We start from the raw sequence: 12,372 nt of genomic DNA on the forward strand, positions 1-12,372 counted from the left end.
GCGACGAAGTCGCGGGGTGGGGTGGGTTCCTTATTGTTTCCATTGGTCACCCCACCCCGAACCGCTTCGCGGTTCGACCTCCCCATCAAGGGGAGGGTGAGCGCGCGCCGCTACACGCTTTCCTTTCAAAGGACATTCGATGCCCTCACTGCTCTCGCGTCTCATCGGCGCGGTCGCGCCGACGCGCGAAACCAAATATTCGCGCGCGGCGAAGCTCCTCGCCATGCATGCGCTCGGACAGCCGTACTGGAGCGCGCGCAATTCGACGACGCTGACGCGCGAAGGCTATGAGCGCAACGCCGTCTGTCATCGCTGCGTGCGCATGGTGGCTGAGGCCGCCGCGTCCGTCCCCTGGCTCGTCTATGAGGGCCGCGAGGAGGCGGTCGACCATCCGCTCCTCTCTCTCATCGAGCGCCCCAATCCGCTCGACACCAGCGCCTCCTTCATCGAGACGATCTGCGCCAATCTGCTGCTTTATGGAAACGCCTATGTCGAATCCGTCCTGATCGACGAGGAGCTGCGCGAACTCTGTGCGCTGCGGCCCGACCGCATGAGCATCGAGGCGGGACGCAACGGCTGGCCCGCGGCCTTCATCTATCGCGCGCTCGGACAGGAAGCGCGCTACGAGATGCGCGGCGAAGGGATCGAGCCGATCCTTCACATCAAATTCTTCAATCCGCTCGACGATTACTACGGCTTTCCGCCGCTCGCCGCCGCGCAGGTGGCGCTCGACACGCATAACGCCGCGAGTTTCTGGAACAAGGCGCTGCTCGACAATTCCGCGCGTCCATCGGGCGCCCTCGTCTATGCGGGGCCCGAAGGCGCGCATCTCACCGACGAGCAATTCTCGCGGCTGAAGGAAGAGCTGGAGGAAAATTTCTCCGGCGCGACCAACGCCGGAAGGCCGCTGCTGCTCGAAGGCGGGCTCGACTGGAAGGCGCTGTCGCTTTCGCCGAAGGACATGGATTTTACCGAGTCGAAGGCGGGCGCGGCGCGCGAGATCGCGCTCGCCTTCGGCGTGCCGCCGCTGCTGCTGGGTCTTCCCGGCGACAACACCTTCAGCAATTACACTGAAGCCAATCGCGCCTTCTGGCGCCAGACCGTGCTGCCGCTCGTCGCGCGCGTGCAGAAGAGCTTCCAGGCCTGGCTGCAACCGGGCTTCGGTCACTTTCGTCTCGACTATAACGCCGACCGTCTCGAAGCATTGGCGAGCGAGCGCGCCGCCGAATGGGAGCGCGTCGGCAAAGCGGCTTTCCTCACGCTCGACGAACAGCGCGAGGCGCTGGGCTATGGACCGGCGCCGAAAGAGGCGCTCTTCGCCAAACGCGATGTCGGTCTGGAGCGCCGCTATAGCCCGGATCAGCCGCGCGTCCCGGCGGGAAGTTCCGGCGGCGGGCAATGGACGAGCGACGGGGGCGGCGGAGATTCGGGAGGCGACTCTAGCGGCGGGCGAGATGATCGCACGCGGCGGCGGGATGTGGAGGACCGAGTCCGGACGGCGCTGAACGCCAATCCGAATGTCGCGAGCGATGCGGACAACCCCATCACGCGCGTGCAAAGTCGGCGCGTCGGGGGCGATGCCGGCGCCACGCCGGCGCAGTTCGCAAGAGAGACAATCACGGCGGAGCGCGCCGCACGAGCGATGACGCGCGTGCAAGAACTCGATCCCGACTGGCGACCGCCGCAAACTCTCATCGATCCGGAGAACATCGAACATCGCATCGAACGCAATGAAAGCGATTTCCGCGAGGCGGACGCGCGCTACGCCGAGCTTCTGCGCGCAAAGTTCGGCGACAACATGCCGCCGCGCGATTCACTTCGTCGGCTGCGGACACGAGAATCGGTGATCGAAGAATTTTATCCATCTGGCGTTACAGGCCCGGAACAGGATCGGATCGATAGTCTGGCGCGAGATCCCGCATCGCCCCGTCAGCCCCGCTGGCCAGAGGTCGCGACAATATTGCGGTTGGAGAAAGAGACTGGCAGGCCCTTTAAGAGGTCAAGCGCCTCTGGCGCAGATTTCCAGGACGAGTTTGGTCAAAAATGGGATGCGGTAGGAAGCGATGCATCAGATCAGTTTTTCAATTACGAAGAGTTTACGAACCGCCTCAATAGGAAGCTGAGCAATCGTGCGGTTGACCGATACGTCGTTGATCTTTCAGGCCTGGGCGGCAAGAATGCTGCAAGAGTATTGAGCTACATTTGGGGACTGCCCGTTGAAACACAGGCGCGCATTAGAGTTCTGAGGTGAAAATATGTCGTCTCTCGTTACTTTCGACGCTATCGACAAGGAATGGCTGCCAATTTCCCGAGGGCAGTTCGAAGCCATATTGGGAGGAGCCTACGAACTCTATCTCGATCGCAACAAGGCACCGCGCTTCGCCAAAGTCTTGTGGCCAAAAGTGCTTGGCTTCCTTCACGACGGCTGGCCCGACAAACACGAGTTTCCCGACGGAAAAGGTCTGGACTTTCTTGAATTCAGCGACTACCCGCGCGAGGAACGGATTGAATTGTTGCGTGCGATGGAGGCCTATTACGCCGACTTCCAGCGCGATCAACTCGATCCTGGGCTGACCTGGATGCGCGAGCGCAAGGAGATTTTCACCCCTGCTTTCGAGGAAGTGATCGGACTGATGCGTGAGGAGCTCGCGGCGACATCGTAAACGGTGTGCGCAGAACTCTTGGGTCATCGACCAGAATGGCAAACTCCACTACCTCTTTGGAGGTCGTTAATGTCCACCTGCTTTTTCTTCGATAGCGCCTTACGGCTCGACCAGACCAAGGAGCTGCTCTCCCAAGCTCGTGAAAAATATCGAGATATTCTCCGCTACTTCTGGCTTTCGGAAGTCGAAGAAGCGAGGCCTCCTAATATTGAAGACGACGCCGAATACGGTTTCGATCCAAAATGTACCTTCCTGATCGAATGGAACAAAGAACGCTCGGAACTGCTCGAACTCATCCCCGCGATCTTTTATGAGGCGTTCGGCAAGGAGAATATCCTTGTACGCGACAACAACTACGACGTGGTCCCGCCTCCCAAAACAGTTGATTAGCGGGCGCGGCGCGCGAGATCGCGCTCGCCTTCGGCGTGCCGCCGCTGCTGTTGGGTCTGCCCGGCGACAATACGTTCAGCAATTACGCCGAGGCCAATCGCGCCTTCCGGCGCCAGACCGTTCTGCCGCTCGTCGCGCGCGTGCAGAAGAGTTTTCGCTGGATCACGCTTTCGAAGGACGGGCGTCTAGCGTTATGTCGTTCCCGACGCTTCGCAATAGCGAAGCGATCGTGAATCCATAAGCAAACATCGAGACTCGATTGCAGTCCTGGATTCCCGATCGCGCGCACAGCGCGCGTCGGAAATGACTCGACAAGCGCGTCGCCCTGCCGCCTTAGAAATTGAACGCAGCCATGTCCGACATTCTGAACGCCATCTTGGAGCGCGGCGATCTCGCGCATCTCGCGCTCTTCCTGTGGGCCTGCGCCGCCACCGCGCAAGCCTATCTCGCGTTGCGCGAACTCGGCGAGGCGACGCGCCGCCTTGACGCTTTCGTGCGCGAACTCGCGCGGTTCAACCGACGCTGCAGGAGCGATCAATGAGTCAGAACAATTGGCTTCGGCATTTCTTCAAGCGTTCGCGCGCGCGCCCTGCGCGCCGGCGCGAAGACCCTTCCGCGGTCTTCAAGACCTTCGTCGAATTGCTGGCGCAATTGCGCAATGACGCCCGTGCGGCAAGCCAAGCGCCGATCAACGCCCAGGCGGAGCGGCGCTGATGGCGGCGCTTCGAAGAACTGGCGCTCGGGAAGTAAAGCGGGCCGAACTGCCGCTGCTGCAAGCAAATGACGCTGGAGCATTCTCGGGCTACGCCAGCCTCTTTGGCGTCGTCGACTCGGGCGGCGACATGGTGTTGGCCGGCGCCTTTGCGCGTTCGCTGATCAAGCGCGGCGCGCCAGGCGTGAAAATGCTTTGGCAGCATAACGCCGCCGAGCCGATCGGCGTTTGGACCTCGATCGTCGAAGACGCGCGAGGGCTGAAAGTCGAAGGCCGGCTCGATCTCTCCGTGGCGCGGGCGCGCGAGGCGCTGTCGCTGATGCGCAAGGGCGCGATCGACGGCCTCTCCATCGGCTTTCGCACACTGCGCGCGACGACCGAAAAATCGAGCGGCGTGCGCCGGCTTCATGAGATCGACCTTTGGGAGATCTCCGTCGTCACTTTTCCAATGCTGTCGCAGGCGCGCATCGGCGCGGTGAAGCAAAGTCGCAACGCCGCGCCAAGCGTCGAGGCGCTTGGCGCCAAGCTCGCGCGCCTGAGAGCGCGGCGCGCCGCGCTTGAATTCGCGCGGGCGCTGCGGCGCCTGTCGGAACATTCCTGAACTTTCGCATCGATCCGCGCTCTCGCCGTCGGGCGCAAACAAACTTCAAGACGGCCTTCCCAAACATGGACGCACCCGCCGGCTCAAGCCGCGCGGGCTTTTTCGTTTAACGCATCAGCATGAGGCTCCATACATGTCAACAATCGAAACCAAATCCGCCGGCGGCGACATTCTCGCCGATCTCAATCGCGCCTTCGGCGCCTTCAAGGAAACGAATGACGAGCGGCTGACGCAGCTCGAAAACCGTCTCGGCGCCGACGTCCTGACCGAAGAGAAGCTCGCGCGCATCGACCAAGCGCTCGACGACACGAAGAGCCGGCTGGATCGGCTGGCGCTCGACATGTCTCGCCCGCGCATCGGCGGCAAGCACGTCGACGATCACAGCGGCCGCGAGCATAAAAGCGCCTTCAATCACTATATGCGCTCCGGCGAAGCGAGCGGCCTCAAGGCGCTCGAAGCCAAGGCGCTGTCGCGCGGCTCCGGTCCCGACGGCGGCTATCTCGTGCCGCTGCCGACCGAGCGCGAAGTGCTGCGCAGACTCGCCAAGCTCTCGCCGATCCGCGCCATCTCCAGCGTGCGCGAAATCTCCGGCGCCTCGCTGCGCCGCGCCTTTTCGACGACCGGACCCGCGGCCGGCTGGGTCGCCGAGGCCGATCCGCGCCCGCAGACCAACAATCAGCTACTCGCCGACATGACCTTCCCGGCGATGGAGCTTTACGCCATGCCGGCGGCGACTCAGGCGCTGCTCGACGATTCCGTCGTCGACATCGAACAATGGATCGCCGAGGAAGTGCAGACCGCCTTCGCCGAACAGGAAGGCGCGGCCTTCGTCAGCGGCGACGGCGTCAATAAGCCGAAGGGCTTTCTCTCGTACACGACCGTCGCCGACGCGAGCTGGAGTTGGGGCAACATCGGCTATGTGGCGACGGGCGCCGCCGGCGCCTTCGCCGCGACCGATCCTTCCGATGCGCTCGTCAATCTCGTCTATGCGCTGCGCGCCGGCTTCCGCCAGAACGGCAAGTTCGTGATGGGCCGGCGCGCGCAGTCGCTCGTGCGCCAGTTCAAGACGACGACCGGCGATTACATCTGGGCGCCGCCCGCGACCGCCGACGCCGCCGCCTCGTTGATGAATTTTCCGGTCGTCGAAGCCGAGGACATGCCCGACCCGGCGGCGGGCTCGCTCTCGATCGCCTTCGGCGATTTCGAGCGCGGCTATGTGGTGGTGGACCGCGTCGGCATTCGCGTGCTGCGCGATCCCTACTCGGCCAAGCCCTATGTCCTCTTCTATACGACGAAGCGGGTCGGCGGCGGCGTGCAGAATTTCGAAGCGATCAAGCTGCTAAAATTCGCCGCGTCGTAATTCGCCCGCCCCATTGAGGCCGCGACGCGACGCGTCGCGGTCTTCCGCTCCCCCAACCTAGGACGCCCGATGCGACCGATGCTCATCGGCGCGCCGGCGATCGAGCCCGTCTCGCTCGCCGACGCAAAATCATGGCTGCGCGAAGACGGCGGCGACGAGGACGAGCTGATCCAGGCGCTGATCGTCGCCGCCCGGATGACGCTCGAAGCCTATACGCGGCGCTTCTTCATCACGCAAAGCTGGCGCCTGGTTTTCGACTGCTGGCCGCCTTCGGTTGGCGCGAGCGCAACGCTCCGCATTCCCTTCGCGCCATTTCAATCGGTGACGGCGATTCGCGTGTTCGACGCAAGCGACGCGCCGCAGACGCTCAACGCAGCGACCTATCGCGCGCCGCCGTCGATGGAGGGCGGCCGCGTCAGCTTCGCATCGGCGCCGCCGGCGCCGGCACGCGCGCGCGACGGAATCGAAATGGACGTTGACGTCGGCTATGGCGCGCTCGCGAGCGACGCGCCGCAGCCGCTCCGCCAAGCGATGTTGACGCTCGTCGCGCATTGGCGCGAATATCGCGGCGATAGCGGCGACGACGCTTTGCCCAAAGCGGTCGCGCAGCTCGCGGCGCCGTATAGACGGGAGCGGCTGCTGTGAGCGGCCTCCCCATCGGCGCGCTGCGCCATCGCGTGACGCTCGAGGCGCCCGTCGACGCGCCCGACGGCGCCGGCGGCTTTTCGCGCAGCTTTACGCCGGTCATAAATCTTTGGGCGCGCATCGCGCCTTCCGGCGTTCGGGAGGCCTTCGTCGAGCAGCGCGCCGAGCAGGCGACGAACCATGTCGTGACGATCCGCTGGCGCGACGACGTCACGAAGGACATGCGCTTTGCCTATCGCGGTCGCAAGCTTCGCATCCAGTCGGTTCTCGATCTCGACGAGCGCCGACGTTACTTGGTCTGCCAATGCGAAGAGATTTCCTAAAGGACTCGACATGAGCGCTTCACCCGTCGTCGCGCTGCGCAAGGCGATCCGCGTCTATCTGCTCACGGATGCAGGCTTCGCCGCCGCGTTCGGCCAAAAGCTTTACGACGAGGCGCCACGAGGAGCCGAACCGCCCTATGCGCTTTTTGGCGAAACGCAGCTGCGCGACTGGTCCGCCGATCTCTCGCCGGGCGCGGAGCAGCTCTTTACGATCAGCGTCACGTCGACGATGCGGGGGCTCAGCGAGGCGCTCGAACTCGCGCAGCGCATCGCCGATCTTCTCAATGAAGCGGCGCTCAATCTTCAGGATCATCGGCTGATCGACCTGCGCTTTCTCTCCATGGAAACGCGCCGAGACCAGAACGGCCGCTTCGCGCGGGTCAATCTGCGCTTTCGCGCCACGACCGAATATCTTTAACGGAGCTCAATGATGGCCGCCCAGAAAGGCAAGGATCTGCTCTTGAAAATTCATGACGGGGCGAACTTCGTCACGGTCGCTGGCTTGCGCACGCGACGCCTCGCATTGAACGCCGACACGGTCGACGTGACCGACGCCGAGTCGAGCGGCCGCTGGCGCGAATTGCTCGACGGCGCCGGATTGAAGCGCGCGAGCGTCTCCGGAACAGGCGTGTTCAAGGATCAATCGTCGGATGCGCTCCTGCGGCAGACGTTTTTCGACGGGCTGCTGCGCGTTTGGCAGATTGTCATTCCCGACTTCGGCGTGCTCTCGGGCCTGTTCCAGATCGCCAATCTCGATTACCGCGGCGAATATGCCGCCGAAGTGACCTTCGACATTTCGCTCGAATCGGCGGGCGCGCTCGCCTTCAGCGCGCTTTGATATCTCATCCGACCGAACAGCTCGGATGTCATATGTGGACGGCCCCGCTTGGCAAGCGGTTTTTTGTCGGCGCGGTGAACCTGGTGGCGGGTTTCGGTCATATGTCCGGCCTTTTGGCGCGGCGCGTATGTCCGCTGGCCCTGATGAAGTTCGACTGCGAAGGCTCCTGATCATTCCCGCGAGCTTTGTGCACGTGACACGTAGCGGAGTGTCCTTCGTCGTCGTTTCCGACCCTGTCGTTCATCACGTCGATGTTTCGCCCTCGCCAAACTGGATGGTTCGAACGGTTACGCCATCGAGGGCTTCCCTGCGCGCGCCATGATCTGGGTTCGGAAGGCCTCGCCGGTCGTCATCATGGCCCAGATGATCCGCGCCAGCTTGTTGGCGAGCGCGAGGCTCACGAGCCGCGCCGGCTTCCTGGCCAGGAGGGCGACGAGCCAATCGCGCAGAACGCCGTTGCGTTTGCCGGCCACGCGCAACAGCGAGGTCGCGCCGAGCGTCAGCAGCTTGCGCAGATAGCGGTTGCCCTGCTTGGTGATGGCGCCGAGCTTTTCCTTGCCGCCGCTGGAGTTTTGCCTGGGCGTGAGGCCGAGCCAGGCGGCAAAGTCGCGCGCGGATTTGAAGACGCTGGGGTCCGGGACGCTGGCGACGATCGCCGTGGCGACGATCTTGCCGACGCCGGGGACGCCGGCGAGCAATTTGCTGATCTCGCTTTGCGCATGGACGTTGGCGATCTCTTTATCGAGCGCGACGATCGCGGCGCTGATCGCCTCCAGCTGCTGGACGAAAATCTTTACGGTCGCCTTGGCGATTTCTGGAAGCGTCGCGTCATTCTTGGCTTTTTCCAGCAGTTCGCCCGCATGGCCGACGCCCTTGGCGGCGACGACGCCAAACTCCGCGAGATGTCCGCGCAGCGCATTGACGCTCATGGTGCGCTGCTTGACCAGAAGCTCGCGCGTCTTGTGCAGCATCAAGCTCGCCTGGTTCTCGGCGCTTTTGATCGGCACGAAGCGCATGTCTGGCCGCGACACGGCCTCGCACACCGCCGCGGCGTCGACCGCGTCGTTCTTGCCGCGCTTGACATAGGGCTTGACGTAAATCGGCGGGATCAGGCGCACGTCATGGCCCATGGCGCGCAGTTCGCGTCCCCAATAATGCGCCGAGCCGCAGGCTTCCATGCCGATCAGGCAGGGCCCCGCCTCGGCGAAAAAAGCAAGAAAACCATCCCGCCGCAGCTTGCGCGTGACGGCCCGCCCATCCTCGCTCACCAGCGCGTGAACTTGAAAATACCGCTTGCCCAAATCAATCCCGATTCTGATAAACTTCTTCATGGACGGCCTCCCTCTCTGTGGCGCTCCGGCGACCACGTCTTGGCACTTTAGATGCCGTTGAGGCGGGGCCGTCCACCCCATCATTCCCGGCGCTTCGCATCGGCGAAGCGATCGGGAATCCAGAAATCGCAACACGCATTTTTGATGTTGATCTGGATTCCCGGTCAGGCCTTCGGCCTGCCGGGAATGACACGTCAAGCGAACCGATCAACCGGGCTCCATATGAGGACGAAATGGCCAACGCAAAGCGGGGCGAGATCGTCGCGGTAATCGACGGCAAGAGCTACACGCTCTGCCTGACGCTCGGCGCGCTCGCCGAACTCGAAAGCGGCTTTGGCGTCAGCGACCTTGTCGCGCTCGCGAGCCGCTTTGAGGAACGACGGCTTTCCGCGTGCGACATACTGCGCATCATAGGCTGCGGGCTGCGCGGCGCGGGCAACGACATATCCGACGAAGACGTCGCGAGAATGAAAGTTTCGCAGGGTCTTGCAGGCTATGTGCGCATCGCGGCCGATCTCCTCGCCGCGACGTTCGGCGACGCGCCGGAGCGGAGCGCCGACGCAAACCCTCCGACGCCGCAGGACGCCTGAGGCAAACGGAAGAAGCGGCGCGCGATCCTTCCCATCGCACGCCCTTTCCGTTCGCGCGCGCCATGGCCTTCGGGCTCGGCGTCCTGCGGCTCCCGTCGCGCGACTTCTGGTCGATGACGCCGCGCGAACTTTTTTGCGCGGCGGAGGGCGTTTACGGCGTAGCGCCGGGCGCGCCGTCGCGCGCGGCGCTTGAAGACCTGATGCGTCAATTTCCCGATTCCCAAGGATCGACATGACGACCGATTTCGACCCCTTCCCGGACCCGTTCAATGCGCCAGGCGCGAATGAGCGCGTCGCGACAGCTAATCTGCAAGCGACGAAACTTCTGCTCGATCAGATCAACGTCTCGGCAGGAAATGTCACGAAGACGCTTCAGCTGGGTTTCGGCTCGGCGGCGGCGAGCGGCCGCAGCTTCAACGACGTGCTCTCGACGATCGCACAGTCGCTGACGCGCATGGCTTTGCGCACAGGAACCAAGGCGCTCGCCGAAGGACTGGTGAGCGGATTGAGCGGCATGTTTTCCGGCGCCTTCGGCGGCGCCGGGACGGTTGCGCCTTTCGCGGAGGGCGGGGTCGTCGCCAGTCCAACCTATTTTGCGAGCGGCGGCGCGATGGGCCTGATGGGCGAGCGCGGCGCCGAGGCGATCATGCCGCTGGCGCGCGGCGCCGACGGCCGGCTCGGCGTCGTCGCTCAGGCGGGCGGCGCCCGTCCGATGTCCGTCTCCGTCAATATCGCCGCGCAGGATGTCGAGAGCTTTCGTCGCTCCGAAGCGCAGATTACGGGCGCGCTGGCCCGAGCCGTGGCCCGCGGCCAGCGCAGTCTCTAAGCGGGCGCAGCCGGCATGAGCGATTTTCACGAGATCCGCTTTCCGCTTGATGTCTCGCTGGGCGGGCGCGGCGGACCGGAGCGGCGCACAGAGATCGTGACGCTCGGCTCCAATCGCGAGGCGCGCAACGCCCGCTGGGCGCATTCGCGGCGCCGCTATGAAGCTGGCTACGGCGTCAAGAGTTTCGCGCAGCTTTCGCAGATCATCGAGTTCTTCGAGGAGCGGCGCGGCCGGCTTTACGGCTTTCGATGGCGCGATCGCGCCGATTGCGCCTCCTGCGCGCCGGGCGCGACTGTAAGCCCGACGGATCAATCCATAGGCATGGGAGACGGCGCGCGCGCCGCATTCCAACTGGTGAAGACCTATGGCGGCGCCTTTTCCGCTTATGCGCGCGACATCGTAAAGCCCGTCGCTGGAACAGTGCGGGTCGCGGTCGGCGGCGTCGAAAAATCGGCGCCGGATGTGAGCGTCGACGTCACGACAGGAATCGTGACCTTCGCGCCCGGCGCCATTCCCTCGGCGGGGGCGGTCGTCACGGCTGGATTTCTCTTCGACGTGCCTGTGCGCTTCGATACGGATTTTCTCGAAATCGACATGCACGCCTTCGAGGCCGGCGCGATTCCCAATATTCCGATCGTTGAAATCATCCCGTAGCCCCGCCCTGGGAGTGAAACGATCAACCGAACTGGAAAATATCCATGCTCTTGCTCTCTTCTTCGATGCAGGCGAAGCTCGATCAGCGCGCCACCACCTTCTGCCATTGCTGGCGCGTTGCGCGCAACGATGCGACAGCGATGGGCTTCACTGATCATGACCGCGATCTGACGTTCAATGGCGTGACCTTTCGCGCAAACACTGGTCTCTCAGCGTCGCAACTCGAATCAAGCGTCGGCTTTGCGCCGGGAACGGGAGAAGCCGCCGGCGCCTTGAGCGACGAGAGCCTCACCGAGGCGGATCTGCTGAACGGCCTCTATGACGGCGCCTCGGTCGAGACATGGTTCGTCGATTGGACGAATGTCGCTGATCGCGCCTTGCTGGATATCGCGACGATCGGCGAAATACGCCGCGGCGAGTTGGCCTTCGCCGCGGAGCTGCGCTCGAGCGCACATCTTTTCGATCAGCAGCAGGGCCGCGCCTTTCAACGCAGTTGTTCGGCTGATCTCGGCGACGCGCGCTGCAGGTTTAATGTTTTGGCGCCGGGCTTTCACGCGACGAGCGTCATCGCCGCCTTCGCCGGCGGCGCAATCGACATGGATCTTTCCGAAAATTTCGGCAGCGGCTTCTTTGCAGGCGGCGCGCTGACCTTCACAAGCGGCGCGAATGCGAACGCCCGTTTCACGATCAAGTCGCATTGGCAGGAAAATCTTCGCGCGAGCGTCACGCTGTGGACGCCGCCGGGCGGCGCGATCCTCGCCGGCGACGCCGTTCTCGTGACGGCCGGCTGCGATAAGTCGCCGACATCCTGCCGCTTGAAGTTCGACAACATCGTCAACTTCCGCGGCTTCCCGCATATGCCGGGCAACGACCGCGTCATCGCCTATCCGAGTTCGCTCGCGCCGGCGATGGACGGCGGGAGTTTTTTTAGATGACCCGCGCCGACATCGTCACGGCGGCGCGGCGCTGGCGTGGCACGCCTTACGCGCATCAAGCCTCGCTCATCCATGTCGGCTGCGACTGCCTTGGGCTCGTGCGCGGCGTCTGGCGCGACGTCATCGGCGACGAGCCGGAGGCGGCGCCCGCATATACGCCCGATTGGGCCGAAGCGTTGAGCGCCGAGACATTGCTTGACGCCGCCCATCGGCATTTCAGAGCGGCGCCTTTAAGCGATTTTCGCGAAGGCGACGTTCTGCTGTTTCGCTTTCGCGAACATCTCCCGGCGAAACATCTCGGCGTCGCGACATCGACGACGCATATGATTCACGCCCATGCCGGCGCCTGCGTCGCAGAGGTCGCGATTGGCCCGCATTGGCGCAAGAAGCTCGTCGCCGCCTTCGCTTTTCCGAACGTTGTGGATTGAAGACGTCGCGCGTCCATCATTCCCGACATGCGCTCGGCGCGTGATCGGGACTCCAGGACCAAAGCCGACATTCCTG

The 12,372-nt window shown here is 63.7% G+C and carries 17 protein-coding genes and 2 pseudogenes; 18 read left to right on the forward strand and 1 reads right to left on the reverse strand.

Going from position 1 to position 12,372, the window contains the following annotated elements:
* Positions 1–139: 139 nt before the first annotated feature.
* The 12 genes and pseudogenes from BN69_RS07395 to BN69_RS07450 form a co-directional block, all read left to right on the forward strand.
* Positions 140–1,297: pseudogene (locus BN69_RS07395) on the forward strand (phage portal protein); the annotation flags it as partial.
* A gap of 958 nt (positions 1,298–2,255) precedes the next feature.
* Positions 2,256–2,663, forward strand: coding sequence for a hypothetical protein (locus BN69_RS07400; protein ID WP_014890959.1), 408 nt, complete (start codon positions 2,256–2,258; stop codon positions 2,661–2,663).
* A 69-nt stretch (positions 2,664–2,732) separates the two neighbouring features.
* Positions 2,733–3,053 carry a hypothetical protein gene (locus BN69_RS07405; protein WP_014890960.1) on the forward strand — a complete coding sequence of 107 codons (321 nt, stop codon included), beginning with the start codon at positions 2,733–2,735 and terminating at the stop codon, positions 3,051–3,053.
* Between the two features lie 2 nt (positions 3,054–3,055).
* Positions 3,056–3,217, forward strand: a pseudogene (locus BN69_RS07410) (phage portal protein); the annotation flags it as partial.
* Positions 3,218–3,405: 188 nt separating this feature from the next.
* Complete coding sequence (locus BN69_RS07415; protein ID WP_014890962.1) at positions 3,406–3,594, forward strand: hypothetical protein; 189 nt, start codon at positions 3,406–3,408, stop codon at positions 3,592–3,594.
* A complete protein-coding gene (locus BN69_RS07420) occupies positions 3,591–3,767 on the forward strand; it encodes a hypothetical protein (RefSeq protein ID WP_014890963.1) in 177 nt (58 codons plus the stop codon). Before BN69_RS07415 ends, BN69_RS07420 begins: the two co-directional genes overlap by 4 nt.
* Positions 3,767–4,366 carry an HK97 family phage prohead protease gene (locus tag BN69_RS07425; protein ID WP_014890964.1) on the forward strand — a complete coding sequence of 200 codons (600 nt, stop codon included), beginning with the start codon at positions 3,767–3,769 and terminating at the stop codon, positions 4,364–4,366. Before BN69_RS07420 ends, BN69_RS07425 begins: the two co-directional genes overlap by 1 nt.
* Positions 4,367–4,499: 133 nt before the next feature.
* Positions 4,500–5,726 (forward strand): phage major capsid protein, encoded by a 1,227-nt coding sequence (locus tag BN69_RS07430; protein WP_014890965.1) that lies wholly within the window; start codon positions 4,500–4,502, stop codon positions 5,724–5,726.
* 69 nt (positions 5,727–5,795) lie between these two features.
* Positions 5,796–6,371 (forward strand): head-tail connector protein, encoded by a 576-nt coding sequence (locus BN69_RS07435; RefSeq protein WP_014890966.1) that lies wholly within the window; start codon positions 5,796–5,798, stop codon positions 6,369–6,371.
* Positions 6,368–6,694, forward strand: coding sequence for a phage head closure protein (locus BN69_RS07440; protein ID WP_014890967.1), 327 nt, complete (start codon positions 6,368–6,370; stop codon positions 6,692–6,694). The genes BN69_RS07435 and BN69_RS07440 overlap by 4 nt, the downstream gene beginning before the upstream one ends.
* 10 nt (positions 6,695–6,704) lie before the next feature.
* Positions 6,705–7,112, forward strand: a complete 408-nt coding sequence (locus BN69_RS07445) for a DUF3168 domain-containing protein (protein ID WP_014890968.1) — start codon at positions 6,705–6,707, stop codon at positions 7,110–7,112.
* 12 nt (positions 7,113–7,124) lie between these two features.
* Positions 7,125–7,532 (forward strand): phage major tail protein, TP901-1 family, encoded by a 408-nt coding sequence (locus tag BN69_RS07450; protein ID WP_014890969.1) that lies wholly within the window; start codon positions 7,125–7,127, stop codon positions 7,530–7,532.
* Positions 7,533–7,819: 287 nt separating this feature from the next.
* Here the strand turns inward: BN69_RS07450 and BN69_RS07455 are convergent, their stop codons facing one another.
* The gene (locus BN69_RS07455; RefSeq protein ID WP_014889743.1) at positions 7,820–8,863 is read right to left on the reverse strand and encodes an IS110 family RNA-guided transposase; all 1,044 of its coding nucleotides are present in this window, start codon (positions 8,861–8,863) and stop codon (positions 7,820–7,822) included.
* A 233-nt stretch (positions 8,864–9,096) separates the two neighbouring features.
* Between BN69_RS07455 and BN69_RS07460 the strand changes: the two genes are divergently transcribed.
* From BN69_RS07460 to BN69_RS07480, 6 genes are read left to right on the forward strand one after another with little or no spacing between them, the layout of a single operon-like run.
* A complete protein-coding gene (locus BN69_RS07460; protein ID WP_014890970.1) occupies positions 9,097–9,453 on the forward strand; it encodes a gene transfer agent family protein in 357 nt (118 codons plus the stop codon).
* Entirely contained in the window at positions 9,450–9,689 is a 240-nt protein-coding gene (locus BN69_RS18725) for a rcc01693 family protein (RefSeq protein WP_256364814.1), read from the forward strand. Before BN69_RS07460 ends, BN69_RS18725 begins: the two co-directional genes overlap by 4 nt.
* Entirely contained in the window at positions 9,686–10,279 is a 594-nt protein-coding gene (locus BN69_RS07465; protein ID WP_014890972.1) for a phage tail tape measure protein, read from the forward strand. Before BN69_RS18725 ends, BN69_RS07465 begins: the two co-directional genes overlap by 4 nt.
* A gap of 15 nt (positions 10,280–10,294) precedes the next feature.
* Positions 10,295–10,933 (forward strand): DUF2460 domain-containing protein, encoded by a 639-nt coding sequence (locus tag BN69_RS07470; protein ID WP_014890973.1) that lies wholly within the window; start codon positions 10,295–10,297, stop codon positions 10,931–10,933.
* A gap of 44 nt (positions 10,934–10,977) precedes the next feature.
* Positions 10,978–11,868, forward strand: a complete 891-nt coding sequence (locus BN69_RS07475) for a DUF2163 domain-containing protein (protein WP_014890974.1) — start codon at positions 10,978–10,980, stop codon at positions 11,866–11,868.
* Positions 11,865–12,296, forward strand: coding sequence for an NlpC/P60 family protein (locus tag BN69_RS07480; RefSeq protein WP_014890975.1), 432 nt, complete (start codon positions 11,865–11,867; stop codon positions 12,294–12,296). The genes BN69_RS07475 and BN69_RS07480 overlap by 4 nt, the downstream gene beginning before the upstream one ends.
* The last annotated feature ends 76 nt before the right edge of the window (positions 12,297–12,372 follow it).

Source organism: Methylocystis sp. SC2 (assembly GCF_000304315.1).
Classification (GTDB): domain Bacteria; phylum Pseudomonadota; class Alphaproteobacteria; order Rhizobiales; family Beijerinckiaceae; genus Methylocystis.